Source organism: Martelella alba (genome assembly GCF_006516955.1).
In the GTDB taxonomy this organism is placed as follows: Bacteria; Pseudomonadota; Alphaproteobacteria; order Rhizobiales; family Rhizobiaceae; genus Martelella; species Martelella alba.
Genome location: NZ_VHLG01000016.1, coordinates 63,410 through 86,564, shown reverse-complemented (window position 1 = coordinate 86,564; position 23,155 = coordinate 63,410). Strand labels below are relative to the sequence as shown.

Annotated in this window: 19 protein-coding genes; 10 read left to right on the top strand and 9 right to left on the bottom strand. The window is 60.4% G+C overall.

The window, feature by feature from the left end; translation table 11 throughout:
• The first annotated feature begins 100 nt into the window (after positions 1–100).
• The 9 genes from FJU08_RS19745 (at position 101) to FJU08_RS19705 (ending at position 11,304) form a co-directional block, all read left to right on the top strand.
• The gene (locus FJU08_RS19745; RefSeq protein WP_181409944.1) at positions 101–1,561 is read left to right on the top strand and encodes a glycosyltransferase; all 1,461 of its coding nucleotides are present in this window, start codon (positions 101–103) and stop codon (positions 1,559–1,561) included.
• Between the two features lie 19 nt (positions 1,562–1,580).
• On the top strand, positions 1,581–2,738 hold the full coding sequence (locus FJU08_RS19740) for a hypothetical protein (protein WP_141150771.1): 1,158 nt from the start codon (positions 1,581–1,583) through the stop codon (positions 2,736–2,738).
• A complete protein-coding gene (locus tag FJU08_RS19735; RefSeq protein ID WP_141150770.1) occupies positions 2,735–4,303 on the top strand; it encodes a right-handed parallel beta-helix repeat-containing protein in 1,569 nt (522 codons plus the stop codon). The genes FJU08_RS19740 and FJU08_RS19735 overlap by 4 nt, the downstream gene beginning before the upstream one ends.
• 17 nt (positions 4,304–4,320) lie before the next feature.
• Positions 4,321–5,031 carry a hypothetical protein gene (locus FJU08_RS19730; RefSeq protein ID WP_141150769.1) on the top strand — a complete coding sequence of 237 codons (711 nt, stop codon included), beginning with the start codon at positions 4,321–4,323 and terminating at the stop codon, positions 5,029–5,031.
• A 14-nt stretch (positions 5,032–5,045) separates the two neighbouring features.
• Positions 5,046–6,371: an alginate O-acetyltransferase AlgX-related protein gene (locus FJU08_RS19725; protein ID WP_141150768.1), complete on the top strand. Its 1,326-nt coding sequence runs from the start codon at positions 5,046–5,048 to the stop codon at positions 6,369–6,371.
• A 16-nt stretch (positions 6,372–6,387) separates the two neighbouring features.
• On the top strand, positions 6,388–9,117 hold the full coding sequence (locus FJU08_RS19720; protein ID WP_181409943.1) for a tetratricopeptide repeat protein: 2,730 nt from the start codon (positions 6,388–6,390) through the stop codon (positions 9,115–9,117).
• A gap of 12 nt (positions 9,118–9,129) precedes the next feature.
• The gene (locus FJU08_RS19715; protein WP_141150766.1) at positions 9,130–10,338 is read left to right on the top strand and encodes an alginate lyase family protein; all 1,209 of its coding nucleotides are present in this window, start codon (positions 9,130–9,132) and stop codon (positions 10,336–10,338) included.
• A 112-nt stretch (positions 10,339–10,450) separates the two neighbouring features.
• Entirely contained in the window at positions 10,451–10,759 is a 309-nt protein-coding gene (locus FJU08_RS19710; RefSeq protein ID WP_141150765.1) for a type II toxin-antitoxin system TacA family antitoxin, read from the top strand.
• Positions 10,759–11,304, top strand: coding sequence for a GNAT family N-acetyltransferase (locus FJU08_RS19705; protein WP_141150764.1), 546 nt, complete (start codon positions 10,759–10,761; stop codon positions 11,302–11,304). The genes FJU08_RS19710 and FJU08_RS19705 overlap by 1 nt, the downstream gene beginning before the upstream one ends.
• A gap of 26 nt (positions 11,305–11,330) precedes the next feature.
• Here FJU08_RS19705 and FJU08_RS19700 read toward each other — a convergent pair whose 3' ends face one another.
• The 9 genes from FJU08_RS19700 to FJU08_RS19660 form a co-directional block, all read right to left on the bottom strand.
• A complete protein-coding gene (locus FJU08_RS19700; RefSeq protein ID WP_141150763.1) occupies positions 11,331–11,939 on the bottom strand; it encodes a TetR/AcrR family transcriptional regulator in 609 nt (202 codons plus the stop codon).
• A gap of 167 nt (positions 11,940–12,106) precedes the next feature.
• Positions 12,107–12,838 carry a sulfite exporter TauE/SafE family protein gene (locus tag FJU08_RS19695; RefSeq protein WP_141150762.1) on the bottom strand — a complete coding sequence of 244 codons (732 nt, stop codon included), beginning with the start codon at positions 12,836–12,838 and terminating at the stop codon, positions 12,107–12,109.
• Between the two features lie 13 nt (positions 12,839–12,851).
• Entirely contained in the window at positions 12,852–14,129 is a 1,278-nt protein-coding gene (locus FJU08_RS19690; protein ID WP_141150761.1) for an MFS transporter, read from the bottom strand.
• Positions 14,130–14,152: 23 nt separating this feature from the next.
• Positions 14,153–16,366 (bottom strand): glycoside hydrolase family 3 protein, encoded by a 2,214-nt coding sequence (locus FJU08_RS19685; protein WP_210245279.1) that lies wholly within the window; start codon positions 16,364–16,366, stop codon positions 14,153–14,155.
• Between the two features lie 640 nt (positions 16,367–17,006).
• Positions 17,007–17,777, bottom strand: a complete 771-nt coding sequence (locus tag FJU08_RS19680) for a DUF1868 domain-containing protein (protein WP_181409942.1) — start codon at positions 17,775–17,777, stop codon at positions 17,007–17,009.
• Positions 17,778–17,868: 91 nt separating this feature from the next.
• The gene (locus tag FJU08_RS19675) at positions 17,869–18,975 is read right to left on the bottom strand and encodes an extracellular solute-binding protein (protein WP_141150759.1); all 1,107 of its coding nucleotides are present in this window, start codon (positions 18,973–18,975) and stop codon (positions 17,869–17,871) included.
• Between the two features lie 42 nt (positions 18,976–19,017).
• The gene (locus FJU08_RS19670; protein ID WP_141150758.1) at positions 19,018–19,845 is read right to left on the bottom strand and encodes an ABC transporter permease; all 828 of its coding nucleotides are present in this window, start codon (positions 19,843–19,845) and stop codon (positions 19,018–19,020) included.
• Positions 19,842–20,696 (bottom strand): ABC transporter permease, encoded by an 855-nt coding sequence (locus FJU08_RS19665; RefSeq protein ID WP_141150757.1) that lies wholly within the window; start codon positions 20,694–20,696, stop codon positions 19,842–19,844. Before FJU08_RS19665 ends, FJU08_RS19670 begins: the two co-directional genes overlap by 4 nt.
• Positions 20,693–21,745 (bottom strand): ABC transporter ATP-binding protein, encoded by a 1,053-nt coding sequence (locus tag FJU08_RS19660; protein WP_141150756.1) that lies wholly within the window; start codon positions 21,743–21,745, stop codon positions 20,693–20,695. Before FJU08_RS19660 ends, FJU08_RS19665 begins: the two co-directional genes overlap by 4 nt.
• Positions 21,746–21,871: 126 nt before the next feature.
• Between FJU08_RS19660 and FJU08_RS19655 the strand changes: the two genes are divergently transcribed.
• Positions 21,872–23,017 carry an ROK family protein gene (locus FJU08_RS19655; protein WP_141150755.1) on the top strand — a complete coding sequence of 382 codons (1,146 nt, stop codon included), beginning with the start codon at positions 21,872–21,874 and terminating at the stop codon, positions 23,015–23,017.
• Positions 23,018–23,155: the final 138 nt, after the last annotated feature.

Here is a 23,155-nt window from a genome sequence, read left to right as displayed (position 1 = left end):
GCCGTAAGCGAGATCGACATTTTCCCGGCGTTATTTTTGGTGGGGGCTGTTAGCGCTGTCATTATTTTACAACGCTAATGTCGTGAATAGGGAAGTATCGTTGTTTCACGTTTTATATCTGCTCATATGTCTGTTGTTGACGATCGCGGTTTCGCGTCAGGCCCATGATGCGCCTTCCGGTCTGGTTCTGGCGATCGGAGCGATCGGCATCTGGCGCTACACATGGATGATGACAATCCTCATCCGATCCGCCCTTTATCTGCGGGTTGATTTTCCCAGGCTGCGCCGGATTTCGGAACGCCTCTATGACAGGAGCAAACACCGGGCGCACGCCTTCTTTCTCATTACCTCCTACAAGATCGATCCTGAGGTTAGCCTGCGCGCCTACAGGGCCATTTTCGCGGCCGCATCCCGGTCCGAGGGCGGTGCGACGATTGTCGCCGTGATTGTCGATCCGAGCGATATCCGGCTGATCAAGGCGATTTTTTCCGCCGCCCATATCGACAGGACCCGCGTTCAGCTGATCTTCGAACATGCCCATGGCACGGGCAAGCGCGATGCCCTGGCGGCGGGATTGCGCACGATCCGGCGGCAGGCGCCGACGCGTCACGACATGGTTTTTCTGGTTGATGGCGATACCTGCGTGCCGGTTGATGTCGTCGGCAAATGCGCGCCCTTCTTCACGGATGCGCGGATCGGTGCGCTGACGACCGACGAACGCTCTGAAGCAACCGGCAGTATCTGGTTTCGCCATTGGTTCGACCTTCGCTTCACGCAGCGCCAGGTCATGATGTCATCGCTGGCGCTTGGTGGCCGTGTGCTGACGCTGACCGGGCGGCTTTCGGCTTTCCGCGCCAATCTGGCGACCGATCCCTCCTTCATCGAAATGGTTGAGCATGACAGTATCGACCACTGGCGTTTCGGACGGCTCGCCTTTCTCACCGGCGATGACAAGTCCACCTGGTTCTGGCTTTTGAAGAACGGTTATAAAATGACCTATCTGCCGGATGTGGCGCCGATCTCGATTGAAACACAGCCGCGCGACACGTTTTTCGATTCCGCCATTACCCTTATGCGCCGCTGGTTCGGCAATACGATGCGTACGAATGGCCGCGCTTTGAAACTGCCGCCCTGGCGGATTGGCTGGTTCACCTGGTTTTCGATCCTGGATCAGCGCATTTCGATGTGGACAACGGTCGCCGGCCCAACGGGCATGCTGATAGCGGCATTGCTCATCAATCCGCTATTCCTGAGCTTTTACATCGCCTGGATCATGGCGACGCGCTACGTCTACTGCCTCCTTCTCTCTTTCTACCGGCGCGGGCCGTTCCCGGTCACCTATCCGCTGCTGCTCTATTTCGGGCAGATCGTCGGCGCATCGGTGAAGATTTACGTTCTCTTCCGCCTGGACCGTCAGAAATGGACCCGGCAGCAGTCAGCCGGCGCGTCCAAAGCTGGCGCAAAGTCCATCTGGGCGGGAGAGACCCTATCCATGTTTTTGAACGCGCTTGCCGTTGGCTGGATGGTCATGGGCGTGTTCTGGCTCGTTAAATTCGTCTAGGGCCGAGAGGAACGATCAAATGCTCGACAATACTGCAATACAGGAAACAGCATCCGAGATCGCCCCGGCGCGGGTCAGCAATAAATACGAGACGGAGCATCCGCCGATCTGGATGCCGTTTACGGTGACAGTGAACGGCCATGAGCTCAAGGGCGTCGGGCTGTCGCTCGTCAACGCTATTGTCAGCGGGCACCTGCCGCCGGACGCGGTGGACCGCAACATGATCGCCACCTTCACCTTCCTGTTTCAGGGCTATAGTTTCAATCTGCCCGCCGATGTCCTGATCGCCCGTGAATTCGACCGGCCGGGCTCCTACAGGATCACCTTTCTCAATCCTACCGGGCCGCATCTTCCGCATCTGCGCTATCTCATGAATTCCTATCTGGCCGGTGATCTGGTGGTGATCGATGAATTGCTCCGGGTCCGGAGTGAGAAAAACGGTTCACCGAACGCGGCAAAGGCGGCGCCGTCGCGCAATGCCGCCATGCTCATGCGCCGCGCATCGGGCGTTTTCCTTGTCTCTCTGGCCACGCTCGGCCTTGTCGCACTGGTCGGTTACACGCTGCAAAAGCGCGTTTTCGTTCACGAGGTGCCATCGCTGGCAACCATCGAACCGGTCGGTCTGCCACTCAGGGCGCCGGAAGCAGGGCAGATTGTCTATGTCAATGATCAGGCGGCACAGGGTGACGTCGTTTTCTCGCTGCAATCCGTGCGCGGTGAAGCGCTGAACTTCACCAATCCCTGCGACTGCTCGGTCTTCGTCACCCCCTATGGTGAAACCGGCGCGACGGTTCTGCCGGGTGAGGTCATCGCCTATGTCGAAAAAGGTGGAGACGAGCCGGTGCTCAAGGCAACCATGCCTTCTGATCTGACCAAAAAGTTGATGTTTGGCGGCCGTGCCGTTGCAATTCTGCCCGATGGCAGCAAGGTCGCGCTGAACCTCACGTCGGCCATGCCGATCGAAGGGTCCTCACAGGCTGAAAGTGCTGCAAGCTTCACTGCAGCGAAAGGGGTTCTGCGCGCAGCCGGCATGGGCAGCACATTGCCGGTCGAGGTGATCGACAGGACCTATGCGCGGTTCCTCGCTGCGGTTTCAAAGCTGTTTGGCGGCCAGGCGGATGTCTCTGCCGCCGGAGACGGCGCTTTGCAAAAGGATGGGGAGGCGACAGGATCTTGAGCCGCGTTCGATCCGGCTGGATGATTGTGGCCGTGCTGCTTTGCCAGGCGGTTGCGGTCCGGCACGTCCTCGCCTTTGACATGGAGACTGGCGAAACGCTGCAGGCCAAAGCCAGCGAAATTGCCCGGTATCTGGATCTCGGTTCCCCCGGTGGCGCTGAAGGCGCGATCGCGCTTGCGGCGGGGCTTTTGCCCGAAAGTGCGGCTGTTCCGGCGGTTATCACCGCAAAGGCTGAGGAGCGGAAGCCGCAGCCAGCGGGTGCTCCGGCGGCAACAGTCGGGCCGCTGGCACCGATATTATCCGATATTGCGCTCCAGACCGGCTATGACGAGAAAGACGCGCTTGTTGCTGTCACCGCTGAAAGCGGGGGCATGGCGATCATGCTGAAAAGCGGGGCCTTTTCGCTTCCCACGCTTGCAGAACAGCTTGCCTCGGCTGGTTACACGGGCCTTTTCGAGCAACCGGCCGGCCATTTCCACGCCATGATGCCAATCGTGATCACCGCCGATGCAGCCCTTGCGATCGCGCCGGGCGAAACGCTCGAAATGTCGACGAAAAACGGTGTATTTCTCGTCAATACCGGAACGCTGACGGTCCATCAGGCGGTCATTTCGGTCTCTGATGATCACAATGCGGAGGCGGAATTTCATCCGTTCATTCTGACGGTCAAGGGCGGGCGGACCTTTGCGACAGGCACCCGATTTTCAGGTCTCGGCTTTGGTGAACGCCCGTCGCTGCGCGGTGTCAGCTTTGTCTCGAACCGCTTCTATCCGGTCCGCAGCGAGGCCTATCTCCGTGACAACCGCTTTGACGGCCTGATCTCGCTGGAACTCAGGGGGCTTTCCCGGTTCGATATCAGCGGCAATGTGATCGAGAATGCGCGCGGGACCGGTCTGTTTGCGATCGGTCTTTCCAGCGGCGTCATCAGCGGCAATGTCATTGACCGCTCCACAAGCCATGGCCTGCGGCTGATCGAAGCTGCGAATATTCGTCTCAGCGGCAATCTGATCGCCCGCAACGGGCGTTCCGGCCTTGTGGCTGGCGACGATTTCATGCTGAGCGCGCTTGAGAACAATGTCTTCCTGTCCAATGGCAGCGACGGGCTTGTTGTAGAAGGTGCCGCCTGTGTCGATATCAAAGGCAATGCCAGCATCGCCAACCGCGACGGCGGTGCTCAGGTTTCGAAGAGTCTTGACGTCGCCATCACCGGTAATCTTCTGGCGGGCAATGGCGGCGATGGGCTTGCGATCTCAGCTGCCCTGCCTTCGCAACAGCCGACCCGGATCGCGGCCAACCGGATCTTTGCCAACGCATCGGGCATCCGCGCCGACCGGTTCGGCACGCTGCAATTGACCGGGAATGACTTTACCCATCAGTCTCCCATTCTGTTTTCCGGCGCGCTTTCAGCGGAATTGCCGCGCTTTCTTGCCGGGCGAAAATCCGGCGGGCCGTTCACGGTCTCCGCTCTTGACGAGGGCAGCATCAGCGCGGCCAATAGCCCGCAGCTTGACGGTTTTTCTCTGGTCAATCTCAGCCATTGCCGGCAGCAGGGGGATGGTCTGTGAAAGGAAACGCATTGCCGATGCCGATGCCGATGCCGATGATAGTGCTGGTTCTGTCGCTTGCCTGTTGCACATTTGCGCACCCCCGTAGCGCGGAAGCGGCCTCGGCGCATCTCATCGAAGTTGCAAATCCCTACAGCAATCCGACCCTGCGGGACATCCGCAAACGGCTTGGGGCGCATCAATCTGTGTCGTCCGGCGAACTGCGCCTGCTCGCCGGTCATGGCGACAGCCTTGCCGCCTTTACGCTTGCCGAAAAGCTCGTATCGTCGGGAAAACCTTCGGTGAAGGGCGAGGCGGCCTATTACTACGCTGTCGCGGCCCTGAATGGCCGGGCCTACGCCATCAAACCGCTGGTGGTGATCCTGAGGGCACCTGCGGTGACCTATGGGCCGGGGCAGCTGGATTATATCGAGACAGCGCTTCTCAGGCAGGCGCATGCCGGATCGCCGGACGCGATCCTCGCGCTTGTGTCACTTTATCAGCTCGGAAGGCCGTTTGGCGCCAAGCCGGATGAGGCGGAAGACCTGCTCAGATCGAACCGACTTAACCGTTTCGATGGTGGGGAGGCATTGCAGCTTGCCGTCAACATCGCTTCCAGCGGAACGCCAGATGCGGTCGAGCTTGGTCTTCTGCGTTACTATCTTCTGGTCGCATCGCGAAGCCAGGAACCGGGCACCAGGGCCGCCGCGCAAAATCTTCTGCGCGCCTATTCCGACCTCAGGCCTTAAGGGGAGACACGCGAATGGAAAATCGAACCATGCGGAAGCTTGCTCTTGCCGTCCTGCTGTTCGTTGCCGGCAATGCCGCCGCCCGGGCTGAAACGACCGTCCCCGAAACGGGGTTTGGCTGCACCGGTCTTCAAACACTTGCCAGTCCGAAAACCATCGAAGGCAAGGATGGCTTTTTCTTTTCGGTTGATGACGATATTCGTATGCCGATGACCGGTGATCCGCAGATGGTCGCCAGCATCGCCGCACTGTCGAAACAGCTGGCGGCCAGGGGCACGACGCTGGTCTATGTTCCGGTTCCCACCAAGGGACAGGTCATGTCTGACCTTTTGCCCGATGCAGCATTTGCGCTCGGTTTCGAGGCTGATATATCCGACAAGCTCTATGAGACGTTCGTCGCCCGGCTCCAGACCGCAGGTGTCGCCGCTGTCGATCTGCTGCAGCCGTTGCGTGCGGCGGGCACCGCGGACCCGGCCTTTTATCGCAGTGCGGAATATTGGAGCGACCACGGCGCGCGCATCGCCGCCAAGGCCGCCGCAAATGTGGTGATGGCGCGCCCCGCTTATGGCGGCATTGCGCACACGGCTTATGAAACAATGATGTATGGGCCGGTGCTGCGGCCTTCAGCGATGCGAAACAACCTGCAGGCCTTCTGCCGCGAAAACCTGCCGCCCGTGATCGGCCATGTTTTCGAAACCAAACCGGCCAATATGCCGGCTGATGGCGATGATACGGCCTCTCCGGCTGTGCTGGTCGGCACGCAATATTCCCTGCCGGAATTTTCCCACTTTGCGGGGTTTATCGAAGAATTCAGTGCCTTGCGGGTTGAGAACCGCGCGATAGCGGGCGCTGACGCGCTGGCCGCGATGATCGATTACGTGACTTCGGATGCTTTCATTACCGCGCCGCCGCCCTTCCTCATCTGGGAAGCCCCGGTTGCCGGCGCGCGATCCGGTGCGGGGCCAATCGGCTGGAACATTCTTCTGGCCGCTGCAGGGCGCGAATGCAGACCGCTCGCCGCCGCAAACCAGCCTTCCGGCGCGCCGGGCCTCAGCGTGGACATGCGCAAGGTCGCAGATCCCGGCGCATCCGTGTTGATGATCCGGACCGGCCAGGCGGCATTTGACCATGTCGATATCAGGACAACGGATGGCAGGGGAACGGAAAGACATCTCAGCATCAGCGCGGACGGCCAGCTTGCCGCCAATGGCAATGTCTTCGTGCCGCTGAGGCCCGTGGCCTCTGATGGCCTTCTTGATCTTTCGGTCGTGGTTGCGGGCGGGCCCGACGCACCGCCCGCACTTTATCTGTGCAACCCGCCCGTTGCGCAAACCCAGTGACTGTCGGGAGATCTTGATGCTGAAAGCCAAGCGCCACACCGCCATCGTAACGATCCTCTGGATGATCGCCTTCCCCCTGGTCGCACTGGCGCAAGAAACCGAACCTGCCAAGGCGTCACCGCCTGCCATCACCTTCCTGCCGCCCGACACGCTGCCGGGCAAGGTCTGTGCACCATGGCGATCCGATGATCTCATCCAGCGCCAATGGTCGTCCTTTGATGGCAAGCGGCTGCCATCCGGCGTGCGTGTCGAGGATATGGACCGCGATCTCGCACGCTTGCGTGCAATCGATGCGGCCGGTTTCTTCGAGACCATTCGTCAGGGTTCCGATCTGAGACTGCGTATCGATCGCAGCTACAGCGATGCCAGCTATCTCATGGATATGGTCAATCTGTATGTCGCTGCTGGCCGGATCGCCGATCTAGAAGCGAGCGATTTGCTGACGCAATTGCAATCGCCCGATCTGGCGGGCTCGCCGGGTGTTCAAAATCTTCTGGCGGATCTTTATCTGCAAGGCATTGCCGTTGCGCCGGATCAGGAGAGAGGGCTACAATACAAGCTGCAGGCCGCATATGGCGGCAATGGCAATGCCGTGCTGGACCTTGCCGCGCGTTCGGCTGCCGGGCTTGAAACACCCGGCTGGGCGCTTGAGCCGAAGGCCGCCTTTCCTCTTGGTTTCGGGGCCATACTGGGCAAGGCGGATCCGCAGATCTGTGATCGCGCCAAGCGAATTGCCAGGGCCTATGAACAGGGCGAAATCGTTCAGCAGGACTATCCCTATGCCGAGGTCTGGTACCGGTTCGCTGCGGAAATGGGCGATGGCGATGCCGCATGGCGCGTCGCCCGCTATCACCTTGAGAGTACGGCCATCAAAAAGGATAACAGCCTGCTGCTCAGATATCTTCAGCAGGCTGCCGATAGCGGTGTGGTCCAGGCCCGTCTCGCTCTGGCAGACGCCTATGTGGCTGGCGCGCTGCTGCCGGCCGACCCGGCCAAGGCGCTCAAGATCTATGACGGCCTTGCCGCTGAGGGAAATGTCGATGCCGCAATCGCGTCCATCAGGCTCAGGGAAGCCCAGGGGCTGGCGACCAGCGCAAGCAGCGCGCTCTTGCAAAACCAGCTTGTCGCATTGACGCAGTCTGAGAATGCGCCCGGCTGGGCCTTCCTCAGGCTTGGCCGGCTGGTTCTTGAAGAGCAGGGGCCGTTTGCCGGGCGCAAACAGGCCGCCGCGCTGTTTTCAAAGGCCCGTGATCTTGGCGATGATGACGGAACGCTTGAACTGGCCCGGCTCGATCTCACCACGCCGGAAGACAGGGGCTCTTACACCAGGGCGCTGGATCTTCTTTACCCGCTTGCCATGGACAAGGGCAAAAAGGCCGCCTTTGATGCGCTGTGGCGGGCGCAATTATGCCTTGCGCCGGATGACCCCGACATCGACCTTGCCCGCTTCTGGAGAGCCGAGGGCAGCCGTTACGGCATGGCTGATCCTGATGCGGACCAGCTGGCCGCATTCGGCAAAGACGGCGGACCACTGGAACTGGCACAGCTGCAATCGGCCGCCCTTGCCGGTGATGATGACGCCATCAAGGCCGAGATTGCCAGACAGATACGGCTCAGGCCGCAGGATGCAAAGCTGATCCGGTCAGCGTGGCAGCAGCAGGGCGGATTTGAGGATGGTGCGGAGATTGCCGATCTGACCGGGGACAGCAATGGCGAAGCGTTGGCGGCACTGCGCAATCAAGCCGCTGGCGGCAATGTCCGCGCCGCGCAGCAGTTGGCCCATTTCTATCTGCTCAATCCCGATACAGCCAGCCTGAGCGAGACGGAAGCGCTGGTCACAAATCTTGGCGCGCAGATTTCCGGCGATGATCTCTGGCGGCTTGATGCAGCATTGAAGGCGCAGGGCGGGGCGGGGTTTTCGCCATCTGAAGATGTGCTGAAGGCCTTTGCCAATTCCGGTGATTCCGCGGCCATTCTGTTTGCTGCAAGCCGGACTAAAGACAGGGAAAGAGCCCGCGCCCTTTTCCTCAGGGCCATCGGTACGATGCCATGCACCTATGCCGCCGTGGATCGTCTCGCCCATTTTGCGCTTGATCGCGGCTATCGCGACGAGGCCGCGCGCTTTGCCAAGGTGGCGGTGGAACTCAGTGCGGGCGATCCCTGGCAGGATCTGCATAATGGCGATATCCTGCTGGCGCTTGGATCTGAACAGTCCCGCGCCCAGGCCTTTGCGCTTTACAAGCGCGCTTACGATGCGGGCTATCAGCCGGCCGCCTACCGGCTTCTGGACTGGTTGTCGCAGGGCGATGATTTCTATGATGCCGGACTGGAGCAGACGATCTATCTCGATCTTTTGAACGGGGCCTCCGCTGACCGGCTCTACAGTGTTTCCAGCCGGCTGAAAAAGGCGCCAGCATCCGTTCAGGCGGCCGTTCTTGCCCGTTTTGATCTCAAGCGTGCCTATCAGAATGCTGCAGATGCCGGGAACCCGGATGCGATGCGCGAATTGGGGCTGATGCTGAGAACACCGGCGGCAACGCCCTATGAATTGTTTCAGTCAACCGCCTGGCTGAAGCGCGCCGCCGAAGCAAATGACCTCAAGGCCATGTCGCTTCTGGCTGACGCCTATGCCTTTGGCATCGGCACGGATGTTTCCAGAGACGAAGCGACAAAGTGGTTGCAGGCCGCAGCAGAAGCAGGCGATAAGGAGGCGCGCCAGCGCCTTCAGCTGATGAAACGCCAATGAGACGAAGGACCAATGGGTTTTAGAGCATTTGCGGCCTTTCTCCTGAAGATCGCGGCGATGATGGCACTGGGTGTCGCATCGTTCGCGCCTGCCCATGCCCAATGGCAGTCCGTTCCAGCTTCGGGCCCAGTCGCGGCCCCAGTCTCGCAAACGTCGCGCGAACCGGCCGTTGAACCAGTCGTAGAACAGGGCATGTCCGGCAGCCCGGCCTGCCCGGCCTTTCCAGAGCCGACGGTCATACTCGATTACGGAAGCCGCTATGCGGCGGACAGCGAAGATCGATCCGATCTGGATGCCAAGGCCGATGAAGCGGTGACGAAGGCGCTTGCCGATGCGGATAATTTCGTGCGTCAGCTTGCCGATCTGAGCAATGCCGCGATGATCAACCCTGCAATTGCGGCGGAAAATGCCGGCTGTGTGATCGACGGAATTTATGACTGGGCGACGGCCGGCGCATTTAGCCAGCTGGACACGGAAAATGCCGAACTGACCTATCCGTCCCGGCTCGCAGGCGTGGCCGCCGCCTACAGGCAGGTGAGGCCGCTTGTCACCGACCGGGCGGCTGAAAAATCAACGATCGAGACCTGGCTTCAGACCAATGCCGAGGCCATGATCCGCTATTGGAATGACGATGCGCCGCCGCGCGCCCGGGTTTCAAACCTGCGGGCCTGGGCCGCATTTGCCGTGACGGAAGCCGGGCTTCTCCTGGACGAGCCTGATTTTCTCGACTGGGCGTCGGACAGCCAGAGCTTGATACTCGATACACAGCTGGAGGATGGCAGCCTGCCGGTGGAGATGCGGCGCGGCAAATATGCGCTTCATTACCAGCTGCATGCCCTGGCACCGCTGACGGTGTCGCGATTGCTTCTGTGCCAGGCAGGCCACTTTGCCAGCGCCGACGATATTGCTAGGCTTCGCAAAGGGGTTGAATTTGCTCTGGACGGGATCAGCGATCCTGAACGCATCGCCCAGATCGCCGGAAAGCAACAGTCGCTGCCGAGCGGCCTTGTGAACCAGCAGAAATTCGAAATCGCCTTCCTGGAAGCCTATCTGAGCCTCATCGATGATGTTCCGCTGGATCTCAAACTCCGGCCCTTGAGGCCATTGTCGAATTCAAAACTCGGTGGTGATCTGACGATGCTCTATCGGTTCAGCGGCGTTTCAGCATCCAGCTGCATTGCCGCCGATGGACCGCCGCCAGCGGCGGCTGTGGACGAGTGAGCAGGCGCTGAACGGGGCCGGATGCGGTGAAGGCTGCGTTGTCGAAGCGGTCCTTCTCTCTTGAATTGTACGTCAATCTGACATACATAGAGGCAGATGACAGGAGGCGGCCATGCGTGGTTTCCATGATACGACACATAATATTGACGAGCGCAACGAAGCCCGGATGAATTTCAGGACCAAGCCGCGCATCAAGAGTGCAATTCAGCAGGCTGCGGCGCTTTCCGGTGTTGATGATTCCGTTTTCACCATGAACGCCGCCTATCAGGCCGCGCTGGAAACGATTGCAGCGCATGAGCGCACGGCGCTGGCGCCGGCCGATCACGAGGCTTTTTTTGCAGCACTTGACGCGCCGAAGGCGCCGACGGATGCCTTGCGGGCGGCGTTTCGCCGGCACAGTGAAACCGTTACCTCGAAATAATGGCGGCAGAAAAGCCTGCGGGCGTTATCATCGAGCCGTTCGATGCCTCCCGGCATGATCGAACGGGCTTTTCCTGCGGTATTGAGCAGGTCGACAACTACTTTCGCAAAACGGCGAACAAGCTTGCGCGTGCCGATAATGTCCGGCTGTTTGTCATGTCCACCGCCGAGGGCCAGGTCATCGGCTTCTATGCGCTCAATGCCCATGGCGTGCATTATGCCGATCTACCCGCGAAATTCGCCCGCAGCAGACCGTCGCATGGTTATATTCCGGCAGCCTATATTTCGATGATCGGGCGGGATGTGAAATTCAGGGGCGGCGGCTATGGCGGTGACCTGCTTGTCGACGCGCTTTGCCGGATTGCCGCTGCCGCCGATGCCATCGGCGTGGCGATCGTCATGCTTGATGTCCTTGATTGCGGCAATGCTGAACGGGTTGCAAAGCGCAAGGCGCTTTATGAAAGTTACGGGTTTCAGCCGCTGCCATCCAGTCCCCTGCGCATGTTCCTGCCGGTCAGTGTCATCCGCAGCCTGATCATGGAATAGGCGGGTGCGGCCTGCGGCACCATCACTCACTCATGACCCAGAACAATACCAGCGGCTGCGTTCCACTCGGCGATCAGATCGATATTGTCGAGATCGCGCAGCCAGCGCAGCTGCACGCCATCCATCAGTGACAGAAGCAGGCGGCCACGGGCCAGCGGATCCATCTTCAAATGGCAGCGCGCGGCGGCAAAAGTGTCGATGACGCGCTGTTCGCGTGCGACGAAATAGGCGTGGACGGGATGGTTCGGCTGCAACGCCTCGGCACTGAGCAGCGTATAAAGGCGGACGATTTCCGGCTGTGAGGCATTGCGGTGCACAAGCGCCTGGCAAATGGTTTCCACCGCAAAGCTCGGGATCTGCTCATAAAGCGCATCGCGTTTGACGCCGAGATAGGCGGCAAAGGCCAGCCGGTCATCCTCGTCACGCTTTTCGATGATGGCCAGCAGAAGGTTTTCCTTATTGCCGAAATGATGGAGAATGGCGGTGTCGGTAATCCCGCAGCGCAGCGCGATATCGCGGATCGAGATCCCCCAATAGCCGCGTTCGGAAATCAGCACGGAGGCTTCATCGATAATCTGATTGCGCCGGTCCTCCGCTTTCAGCCGCCGACCGGTCCCCTTGCCCAATGCACCCATGACATTTTTTCCAGACAGGCCGCGCCGGGCCTCTTTTTCCGTGAATCACGTGACGACAGTAAAGCGGGTCAGCCAGAAACGGAAGCCACGCAGAAAGTGCTGGCCTGATGGATCAGGTTCGGCACGCGCATTCATTGTTTTGTCGCCGGAACTGGCCGTTCCACGCTTTAGAGTTTGCTGATACCATCTGCCAGGGCAGCCAATGCACCGATCAGCGACAGGGCCAGCGTCAGCTGTGCGGCATGGCGCGCCTTCATCCAGCGCGATAGCTGCGCGCCGAACAGCATGCCGACCACCATGACGGCGACGATCCCGCCCCAAACGGTGGCCGAAAGCGCTGGCCATGCATCCGGCGCGGCGGCAAGACGGGCAATCACGGTTCCGGTCGACAGCGTGATCAGATAGGGTTGCAGCGTGGCAACAAAGGAGCGCTGGTCCCACCGGGTTGCCTCTTTCAGCGAGGTCAGTGCGACACCCCCGACGCCAGCCAGAACCGTCATGGCCCCGGCCAGCCCGCCCGCTGCCGTCAGCGTGCCGGCATTGCGCGGATATTCCTTGAGATAGCCAGCGGTCACAGACGCTGCCAGCATCAGCAGCATGACAAGCGCGCTGATGATTTCTGCCTCGGCGCCCGGAAAGCGGGAGACGAACACCGTGCCAAGGATGATGCCGACGGCACTGGCGGGCAGGAGCACGAGATAGATCTTCCAGTTCACGTCGCGAACCACCTGGGTCAGCACGATGATGGCGGAGGCGACCCCGCACATCTGCACGAGAACGACCCCTTGAGCCGGGCCGATTGCAATGATCGTGAACGGCGCCACGACCATTGCAAAGCCAATGCCTGACACACGCTGCAGGATCGCGCCGATGAAAACGGATGTCAGGAGAAGCGGCATTTTGATACGTCCTTCAGTGAACCCGGCGGATGGCCAGGAAAAGCAGCGCTCCGATCACGGCGGTGATGGCCGAAACGATGAAGAGCGCGTGATAACCGACATTGGTGATGGCCGCTGCGGCAAGCAGCGGACCGGCGATCTGGCCACCGGTGCTGGCGAAGTTGAGAATGCCGAGATCCTTGGCCGATGTTTCCGGATCGGGCAGGACGGCAATGTTCAGCGCCTGGTCGACGGCATTGAAAATGCCAAGGCCGAGGCCGCCAAAGACCGAATAGAGAATGATCATATGCGGCGTGGGCGACAGATAGGGCAGGAAGACGCCAATCGCGATCAGCAGCGAGGCAACAACAACCGGCAGCTTGATGCGGCCGAGCTTGTCGGCAACAGGCCCGGCAACAAAGGCCATGGCAATGCCCGCAATCATGATGATCGTTGCCGTCAGCGAGATATAGCGGCCGGCATCGGCACGGTCGAGCAGCATGTAGTCGGTGAGGATGTAGAGGATATAGCCCTGCACCGAGAATTTGGCGACCATGATGAAGAACTTGCCGAACAGCGCCAGATAATAGTCGCGGGCGTCATGCCGGGCGAAAACGAAGTGATCCAGCACCATCTCGCGGCTGAAGCTCTTCTTCGGCATCGGCAGGCTTGAAAGCTCGCGGAAGCAGAAGGACGCGGCCGGTGCTGCGATTGCCGTCAGTACGCCGAGGATCAGGAAACCCTGTGCGATATCGCCGAGGAACTGGGCACCGATCACCTGGCCGAGGCCGGCGCCGACGCCGATGCCAAGTGCATAGGACGAGGCGGCACTGCCGCGGAACCGTGGCGCGATACGATCGGCAATCGTTGCGATCAGCGGCGCGATGATGGCATTCAGAAAGACCTGGTAGATCGCCCATGTGACGATCAGGCCGGTCGCCGTCTTCACGTGGCCGAGATAGAGCAGGCTGACGAGCGAGCCGATGGCGCCGATCCAGATCCACGGCGTGCGGCGTCCGAGCTTGCTGCGGGTGAGATCGGAAAAAGCGCCGATCAGCAGGTTGGCAAGCGTTGCAACCACCATGGCGATGGTCGAGTTGAGGGCGATGATGGTGGCCTTGTTGCCGGGATCGATCTCGGCGACTCGGGCCGGCAGCAGCACGGCAACGGCGCCGAGATAGGCAACGATCCAGCAAAAGGCACCGATGGCAAGGCCGATGGCGATGCGTTTCGGGAAATGCGGTTGCTGAAGATTGGTGGTCTTTCCGGTCCATCCCGATGATGTTCCGGCCTCCCCGATCGGTTCTGACATGGTTTTCCTCCCATTCGTCAGTATCAGATTGATGTTTCGGCAGCCTCCGGGTCACCCCAGAAACGGGCTGCTTCAATGCGGATTTCCCCCGCCGGCTGATGGAAGCAGCCTTTGGCTGCATCAAAGCGCATAAGCGGTTGAAGGGTTGTGGTGACTGTGGTCAGTGCTTTCTGACCGGCATCGAGATCAAGGACGGTAAAGCCGATCAGTTCGCGCTCACCCGCCCGTTCGCCGTCAAGCCGCGTGCCATAGATCTGGATATTGGCCTGCCCGGCGCGATCACCGGTATTTTCGACCTCCACGGAAACGGTCGCGCTCGTCTCATCGCGCGCCGTCACGCTGAGGCTATCGATGGCGAAGGATGTGTAGGAAAGGCCGAAACCCAGCGGATAGAGCGCAGTCTTGCCTTCATGGGCGATGCGGCGCTGGCCATACCAGCGGTCATAGGTGATCGTGGTCGCCGCAGCGTCGAAGAAGGGCAGGTCCGCCTCGCTCCTGGCAATCGCATAGGGCAGGCGTCCGGCAAAATTCTCCCGTCCGAGCAGAAGGTCGGCCATGGCGTGGCCGCCTTCCATGCCGGCATACCAGCCAAGCACCAGGGCGGGTGCATCCTCATGCCAGTCCGCCATCATCACGGCACCTGCTGTCTGAACGATGACGACTGTGCGGGGATTGGCGGCGGCTACCTTGCGGATCAGCGCGATGGCTTCGGGCAGAAGGCCGAGCCTCTTGCGGTCACCGCCGATTTCCGGCTTGCCCTCGGCCGCTTCCAGCCGTTCCATCATTGTGTCGAGCACTGCGTGATCGGCATCGCTTTCAGGCGCGGGATAAAGCTTCATCAGGTCATCACGGCCGTAAATGCGCCCGTTTACCCATTCGCCTTCTTCCGCTGCGGTGTAACCGACCACGACCACGGCAGCGGATGCCTTTGCGGTAAGTGCGGCCGCCTGATCGGCATCGGAACCGTCAGCGTGATAGATCTTGGCCCCGGGCAATGCTGCCCTGATACCCTCAAGCGGGGTCACGACATGGGCGGCGTGGACGTTGGAAGATCCCTTGTCGCCGGTATTTTGCAGATCCGAGAGCCGGCCAACCACGGCAATGCTTGAAAGTTCTTCGGCCGCAAATGGCAGGACCGGCTTTCCTTCAACGATGTCGTTGCGCAAAAGGACCATGGATTTGACGGCCGCCCGGCGCGACAGCGCACGGTGGGCGGGGCTGGCGATAATCTCTGCACCCGGCTCGTCTGCGTCACGCTCGGCGAAATGGCGCAATTGCGTTGCGATCAGGCGCAGGGCAGAAGCCTCGACCATATCCCAGCCGGCAGCCCCACTTTCAAGCGCTGCCGGCAGACGGTCGGCGCGAAGCTGGGCAAAGGGGGCTTCAAGATCCAGCCCGGCCTTCAATGATTTTGCCGCATCGCGGATCGCCCAGACAAAATCGCTGATGACGAAGCCATCGAAACCCCATTGATCACGCAGAATTTCGGTCAGCAGGTTTTCACTGTCGCTCGCCCAGTCGCCGTTGACCCGGTTATAGGCGCACATGACAGAGGCAGCACCTGCCTCCATCGCCCGCCTGAAATGGGGAAGATAATCTTCCTGCATGGTTTCCGGGTCGCATTTCACATCCACATCGAAACGCGCATTTTCCATTGAGTTCAGCGCATAATGCTTGATGCAGGGCATAGCGTTCGGCTTGGTGCCGCGCACCAGCGCCGCACCCATTTCGCCGATCAGAACCGACTGATCCGAATAGGTTTCCTGAATCCGGCCCCAGGCCGGATGACGTGGCAGATTGATGCAGACACCGCCAAAGAAATTGCCCCCCGAAGCGCGGACCTCAAGACCGATGGCGCGGCCGATTTCCGCTTCAAGCGCAATATTCCACGATGCGCCACGCGCCATCGAGACCGGGAACGCCGTTGCCTTGCCGACCACGACACCGCGCGGCCCGTCAATGAAGCGGATGCCGGGAATACCGAGACGCGCATTGGAACCCATCACATAGGGCCGGTGGTTATAGCCGTGCTCCATGATTTCACCGCGCCCCTGCCAGAAGGGTGTGTCGCCATGCAGCAGGGCCAGTCTCTCATCCGGTTGCAGCTGGGCATAGATGCGCGATGCCAACGCCTCGGCATCGCCACCATCCTTTAGGGCTTCCACAGCCTCGGAAAATGACATGGCTTCGCCGGCGACAGATGCGGTGGCCCGCTCTGCCTGTTGATCTCTGCGCATTGGTATGCCTCCCTGACATTTAACTTAGTGGTCGCTAAGTTAAATCGGAAATTGATCCTCATTGGATCGGCCGTCAAGCGCTTTTTTTAAAAATTTCGGGCATCGCCTGTCGGCCGGAATATCGATACGTGCAGAGAAACCTCTTCGTTGCCCCCTCGATCATCATCGCTCTCGGCTAGCGAAAATCGGCCGAAAAACATATTTATAATCCGAAATTTAGATATGAGATGCCGGTCATGAAGAGGATCCGTCCATCCCATGAAAAACGGGGGCAGGTGACTGCGAATGCAGGCCGGCATCAGGACGCTTGGTCGCAGTTTATAACGACCGGCCGGTCCTGATTTTTCGGCTCCGCTTGCCGGTTTCGACGTGGCATGACACGCCATGGCTTCTGTCGGAAAAAGATGATTCCCGGACTGCGCAGTATAATTATCTGAGTGGATGAAATGCATAAACTAGATCGGATCGCCGCGATTGCGATGCTCTCATCCGCCATGGGCGCAGCACCAGGCGATCCGGCTGGGTTCAACAGCTGAAATCATGATTTGAGGCGATCTCCCGCGCAATTGCAGAAAGATCGCTTGCAACGTCCTCAGCCGCAGGCCGGCAAGACCTGCCCGGGGGCTGTTTTGGCCGATCTTCAGCGTTTGGGAAACAGACGGGCGATCGGTTCGAAATGGTGCATATTCTCAAACGTGCAGAATTCGACCGGGCCGAGACGGATCGCCTGAAGTTTCGGCGCTGCCGCTTCAAACAGCGCAGTCACGGCGGCGATATGCTCTTCAGCCTTCGGCATTGGCATACGCGCGATACGGTAGCCGAAGGAGATGTGGAACTGGTAGCTGTCATGGTCGGTGCGGGCAAGGCCGGTGACCGCACGCAGCGCATCGCGCATCTGCCAAAGGGCATCGAAGCTTTCCTGATCGGCCGGTTCGGCGTGGATCGAATAACCGGCCTTGAGGTGATCGGCGCGCACGGTAACCCCTTCAAAACCGTTCAGCGTCATGGCGGCTTTGTAGAAATAGTCGGTGATGTCGGTAAGCGAGACATCTTCCGCGACGTTTTCCGGCCAGCCATCGGTGGTCAGCGGATTGCCCGAGACACCGCAGAACACGGTCATATGCAGGCTTTCATGCGGCAGGAAGCTGAAATAATCAGCGGCGGGCAGTTTGCGGATGTCATCCTGCAGCTGGCAGAGAATATCGAATTCCGGTGCGCTCTTGTCGACATGGCAGATGAAGGTGTTGCCGGGATAGGGCAGGACCGTGCCGTCGGTCGAAAACTTGCCGCCCTTGTCGGCGGCGGTGATGCTCGGCGGCAGGGCCGCCGTCTTGCCTTCGGCGATGAGGCGGTTCAGCCACAGGTCGGCGGGTGGTTCGGTTCTTTCAGGATGAAACTGTCGGGAAGCCATGGCGAAATCTTTTGTTGTAGTTGTCCGGGGATCTTGATGCGGGGGCGGTCTCCGGCGGCAAGATTGTCGCCGCCGGAGGAGGCAGGCTGCCTCAGCGCTCGAGGATGACGTTGTCGACGAAGCCGTTTTCAACCGCCTTGCGGAAGGGCTGGGCACCATCGGCAACACGGTACTGGCGCTGGCTGTTGGGGATCAGCGCATGGCTGTCATCGGCATTGGCGTTCATCGGCGCCGTGCCGAAGGTGGTGTTGAACATGGTCTGGGTTTCCGGCGATGTCAGCCAGGCGATGAAGAGCGCGGCGGCGGCCGGATGCGGCGCATTGACCGGCAGGGCAACGCCGTTGCCGCCGCCATTCATGCCCATGGACGGGATGTAGAGCTTCAGATCCTTGCGCACTTCACCGGAATTCTGCAGGCTGGAAAGATGATCTTCCCAGGCCGGGGCCATGGCCAGTTCCCCATCGGAGATACGGATGATGCTGTCGGCATTCGAGGTGGTGATCACATAGTCATCGGCATATTTGTTGAAGAAATCATAGCCGGGCTCCAGCGCCGAAAGCTTTGCATCGGTGACGGTGCCATCGGCGAAATCATCGCCGGAGATGACGCGCAGCACGTTCTTGAAGAAGGACGGACCGGAGCCGCCATTTTCATAGTTGAAACCGAACTGGCCGGGATGGGCCTGCCAGAAGGCGGCGAAATCATCCGGCGTCTGCGGCAGTTCTGCCGCATCGACCTTGGCCGGGTCATAGGCGATACCGGTCTGGTTGCCCCAATAGGCGAGCACATAGCCGTCGCCATCAACGGCATTGACCTTGCCAACGCGGCCGGCATCTTCCGGCAGCATGGAAAGCTTCTGGAACATCTTGGCATAATCAAGCGTCGCCATGTCATCGAAGCCCCAGGCGAAAACGTCGATATCGCCCTTGTCGGCATTGCTAGCGGCCAGCAGCTTGTCGGCATTGCCGGATGCGGTACCACCGGCCGGAATATTGACCTTGATGCCGTATTTTTCCTCGAACGGCGCGACGGCCTTGCGGAAATCGTCCTGGAAATACCAGACATACCAGTTCAGTTCGCCTTCCTGTTTGGCCTGGGCGGTGATGTCGTCCCAGCTTTTGGCGGAAAGATCTTCGGCAAGGGCGGCCGTGGTGCCGATTGCAAGGGCGGCGGTGGCGAGAAGAAGGGATTTGAGCATTTCGGATAATCTCCGTTTCGGTGGTGCGGCGGGTACCCCGCATCATCCCTTGCCTGAGGCAAGCGTCGGATTGGCTGATTTCAGCAGTTTTTCCAGGATCAGCATCAAGACGACATTGGGGACGACGAGGATGAGGGACAGCACGGCGGCATTGGGGCGGACAAAGTCCTGGCCGAGGGCTGCATAGAGCAGGGTCGGGATCGTCACGATTTCTGGCGAGCCGACGATATAGGCGATGGCGAATTCCTCGATCGACTGGATGAAGACGATCAGCAGGGTGGCGAAGATGCCGGGCTTGAGCGCCGGCAGATAGGCGGCGGAAAACCGCGCCCAGCGGCTGGCGCCGAGATCACGCGCGGCATCGATATGGTCCTGGCGCACCTGTTCAAAGCTCACCGTCATGATCCGGATCGCATAGGGCAGGAACAGCACCGCATGGGCAAAGACGATTGCCGCGAAGCGGAAATTCTGCAGGCCCAGCGCAAACAGCAGCGCGGTGAAGAAGATCGAGGTGACGAAGCCCGGAACGACCAGCGGCAGGAGGCATAGGATCTTGGCGGCCTCGCGGCCGGGAAAGGAGAACCGGCCAAGCGCCAGCGCTGTCGGCAAGGCCAGAAGCAGGCAGGCGACCGCCGCTGTCGGAGCCAGCAAATAGGAGGTCAAAAGCGCCTGTTTGAGGCCGGAATGCGCCCACATATCGCTCCAGCGGGCGAGCGACATGGCCGGTGGCAGGAGCGTATCAGCGGTCCAGGGACTGGATGGATCGACCAGCGACCACAAGACGGCCATGCCGAAGGGGATCACCAGCCAGAGGGTAAAGCCGATCGTGAGCAGGATGATCAGGACGGTGTTGAGCGCCTTGCCGGTCATTTGAACCGCCCCTTGAGGATGAAGCGGGAAAGCGCGGCCAGAAGGGTCGAGCCGGCAAGCGCCAGCACCATCATCGACACACCGACCACGGCGGCCGAGTGCCAGTCGCCGCGTCCCTTGAAGAACACCATCAGCTGCGCCAGCGACTGGACATTGGTCGGGCCGACCACGGTCTGGAAGGAGAAATCGGCAAGCGCGCCGATGAAGATGATCACCAGGGCCGCCTGCATGGCCGAGACCGAAAGCGGCGCGATGACCCTTTGAAAGCGCGACCAGGCCCCGGCGCCCATATCGCGGGCGGCATCAAGCACGTCATCGGATATGCCCTGAACCGCGCCGGTCAGAAGCAGCAGCGCGAAGGGCAGGTTCTTCCACACTTCCAGTACCAAGACGGCAATGCCGTGACGATCATTTTGCAGCCGGTGCGGGCCGCTCCACAGGCCGGCCCATTGCATGAACTGGTTGAGCAGCCCGTGATAGGAGATGATGTTGAGCAGCAGGAAGGCGGCGACCAGTCCATGCACCAGCATTGGCGCTTTCAGCATCGCACCGATGGTCATCGAGCCGGGGAAGGGTTTTCTCAGCCAGATGGCCAGCGGATAGGCCAGTGCGACCGACAAAATGGCGCTGAATGTGCCGATATAGAGCGAATACTGGACCGAGCGGGCAAACAGCTTGCGGCCAAAGACATCACCCCAGTAGGCGGCTGAAATCTGGCTGGCGCCGGAGAAACTGAAATAGCCGAAGGACTGGGCGATGGCGATATAGATCACCGTGCCGATCAGCGCCAGGATCAGCCCGAGGCCGGGCAGGAGCAGCACGATGATGGTGAGAATACGGCGCGCCGTCATCGCCCGGCCTCCAGCAGGATCACGTCTTCCGCAGCCAGGGCGAAATGGATCATGTCGCCTTCGCCGATCCCGGTTTCACGGGTCTGGATGCGGTAGGAAATACCGGCCGTCTCGACCATGAGATCGGTGAAATGGCCCTGAAAGGCCCGGTTGACGACGCGGCCCGAAAGCGCGCCCTGACAGGGTTCCGGCAACAGGCGGGCATCTTCCGGACGCCAGCAAATCTCATAAGCACGCGCGTCTTCGCCCGGAACGGCTGACATTGGCAATGCCCCGATCGGCGTGTGGATGACGGCGCTTTCAGCACCGTTCTGCTCGATCTGGCCTTGCAGGATATTGGCACCGCCGATGAAATCGGCGACGAAACGGGTGCGGGGCGTGCGGTAAAGGCCTTCCGGCGTGTCAGCCTGTTCCACCCGGCCGGCATTCATCACGAAAATCCGGTCGGACATGGCCAGCGCTTCGGCCTGATCATGGGTTACATAAATGGCCGTCAGCGCCGATTCCCGCTGGATCCGGCGGATCTCGACGCGCACCTGATCGCGCAGCTTGGCATCGAGATTGGAAAGCGGCTCATCAAACAGGATGACGCCTGGACGCATGACCAGCGCCCGGCCAAGCGACACGCGCTGCTGCTGGCCGCCGGAAAGCTGGTTGGGAAGTTTGCCAAGCTGAGCCGTCAGCCCCAGTTTCTCGGCGATCTCGCCGATCCTGGCCTTTCTTTCACCTTGGGCGATCTTCTTCTGCTTCAGGCCGAATTCGAGATTTTCGGCAACGCTCAAATGCGGAAACAGGGCATAGGACTGGAAGCAGAGCGCGGTATCGCGCTGTTCCGGCGGCACGCGGGTGACATCTTCGCCGCCAAGATAGATCCGCCCCGCACTCGGCGTCAAAAATCCCGATATGATCTTCAAAAGCGTGGTCTTGCCGCAGCCCGAAGGGCCAAGCAGCGTGACGAATTCGCCAGGTTTCACGGAAAAACTGACGTCATCGACGGCGGTGAACCGGTCGAAGCGCATGGCGAGATTTTCGGCGGAAATGCCAGTCATAAGCCTTGCCTCTGTTGAATGAGGCTTTATTACTCACCTTAAGTAAAATTAATGTGACAATGGATTTTGATTTCGCTTCATGCTCAAAAATAACGGCGAAGCAGGCGGGAAAGGACAGATTCGGGCATGGTTTCCGGTAGCGGCAATGACGGGCATGATGCGACGTCGATCTTTTCGATCGGGCGCAGCGGTGCGCTTGTTCTTGATGCCGTGCGGCGCCAGGGCGCCGTGGCCCGTTCGGAGCTGACCGAGGCCACAGCCCTGTCGCAGCAAAGCGTGCACCGGCTGGCGGAAGATCTGCTCGAGCGCGGCCTGCTGCGGCTTGAAGCGCCGCAGATCAACGGCCGCGGCAAGCCGAGCCCGATGCTGGCGCTTGAGCCGAATGGCGCCTTCGGCATCGGCCTTGCCATCGATACCGAAGACGTGCGTATCGCAGTGACCAATCTTCTCGGCGATATCCTGCATCTGGACGTGCTGGATGCTGATCCCGGCGCGCCGGAGGCGGTGCGTGACAGGGCTCGCGCCGCCGTGCCGGAGATGATTGCCACGCTCGGCCTCGCACCGGCGCGCATAGCAGGCATCGGCGTTTCGATGCAGGGATACCGCCGCCGGCCGGGATCTGTCTTTGTGACGCCGCACCGGCTGAATGCATGGCACGAACGCGATGTGGCCGCGTTTTTTGATGGCGTATTTTCCTTTCCGCTGATGGCGGAAAACAATGCGACACTGGGTGGTGAGGCGGAAAACTGGGTCGGGGCCGGACGCCGCTTCGACAATTTTGCCTATCTGTCGATCAATCTCGGTTTTGGCGGCGGGCTTGTTTTGAACGGCGCACCCTTTACCGGCTATCATATGAACGCAGCCGAAGTCTCCTCCATCTATACCGATGAGGAATCCGCCCGGCGTCCAGCGCTGAAAACCCTGATCACCATGCTGCAGGCGGAAGGTTATGACATTGCAACGGTCAGCGCGCTCAAGGCGCAATATGACCCGTCCTGGCCGGTGATCGGCCGCTGGATCACCCGTGTCACACCGGCGCTTGATCAGATCCTCAGGGCGCTTTCCGGCATTGTCGATCCGGCAGCCGTGGTCTTTGGCGGTGAGGCGCCCTTCGATCTGCGCCAGCGGCTGGCCGCTTCCGCAAGCCCGCGCGGGCTGGATGATTATGGTGTGCCGCTGCCCGGCCCCGAGCTTATGATCAGTGCCATCGGAACGGACCCCAACGTGCTGGGAGCGGCCCTTCTGCCAATCCGCACCCGCCTGTTTCGCTGATCCGGCAGCGGCGGTTACCTGCGCCCCGGCGCAGGCAGCCGGGTCCATGACAAGTTTCACAGAAACGCAAAATCTCTGAAATCGAACTGTCACATCGCTGGCGCATTGATGGCGCCGACGAATTGCACAGCTGTGCAA

Excerpts from the sequence above, each read along its gene's own strand:
- FJU08_RS19740 (WP_141150771.1), top strand. The coding sequence starts at position 1,581 with ATGCTCGACAATACTGCAATACAGGAAACAGCATCCGAGATCGCCCCG.
- FJU08_RS19730 (WP_141150769.1), top strand. The coding sequence starts at position 4,321 with ATGCCGATGCCGATGCCGATGATAGTGCTGGTTCTGTCGCTTGCCTGT.
- FJU08_RS19725 (WP_141150768.1), top strand. The coding sequence starts at position 5,046 with ATGGAAAATCGAACCATGCGGAAGCTTGCTCTTGCCGTCCTGCTGTTC.
- FJU08_RS19720 (WP_181409943.1), top strand. The coding sequence starts at position 6,388 with ATGCTGAAAGCCAAGCGCCACACCGCCATCGTAACGATCCTCTGGATG.
- FJU08_RS19715 (WP_141150766.1), top strand. The coding sequence starts at position 9,130 with ATGGGTTTTAGAGCATTTGCGGCCTTTCTCCTGAAGATCGCGGCGATG.
- FJU08_RS19710 (WP_141150765.1), top strand. The coding sequence starts at position 10,451 with ATGCGTGGTTTCCATGATACGACACATAATATTGACGAGCGCAACGAA.
- FJU08_RS19705 (WP_141150764.1), top strand. The coding sequence starts at position 10,759 with ATGGCGGCAGAAAAGCCTGCGGGCGTTATCATCGAGCCGTTCGATGCC.
- FJU08_RS19700 (WP_141150763.1), bottom strand. The coding sequence starts at position 11,939 with ATGGGTGCATTGGGCAAGGGGACCGGTCGGCGGCTGAAAGCGGAGGAC.
- FJU08_RS19695 (WP_141150762.1), bottom strand. The coding sequence starts at position 12,838 with ATGCCGCTTCTCCTGACATCCGTTTTCATCGGCGCGATCCTGCAGCGT.
- FJU08_RS19690 (WP_141150761.1), bottom strand. The coding sequence starts at position 14,129 with ATGTCAGAACCGATCGGGGAGGCCGGAACATCATCGGGATGGACCGGA.
- FJU08_RS19685 (WP_210245279.1), bottom strand. The coding sequence starts at position 16,366 with ATGCGCAGAGATCAACAGGCAGAGCGGGCCACCGCATCTGTCGCCGGC.
- FJU08_RS19680 (WP_181409942.1), bottom strand. The coding sequence starts at position 17,777 with ATGGCTTCCCGACAGTTTCATCCTGAAAGAACCGAACCACCCGCCGAC.
- FJU08_RS19675 (WP_141150759.1), bottom strand. The coding sequence starts at position 18,975 with ATGCTCAAATCCCTTCTTCTCGCCACCGCCGCCCTTGCAATCGGCACC.
- FJU08_RS19670 (WP_141150758.1), bottom strand. The coding sequence starts at position 19,845 with ATGACCGGCAAGGCGCTCAACACCGTCCTGATCATCCTGCTCACGATC.
- FJU08_RS19665 (WP_141150757.1), bottom strand. The coding sequence starts at position 20,696 with ATGACGGCGCGCCGTATTCTCACCATCATCGTGCTGCTCCTGCCCGGC.
- FJU08_RS19660 (WP_141150756.1), bottom strand. The coding sequence starts at position 21,745 with ATGACTGGCATTTCCGCCGAAAATCTCGCCATGCGCTTCGACCGGTTC.
- FJU08_RS19655 (WP_141150755.1), top strand. The coding sequence starts at position 21,872 with ATGGTTTCCGGTAGCGGCAATGACGGGCATGATGCGACGTCGATCTTT.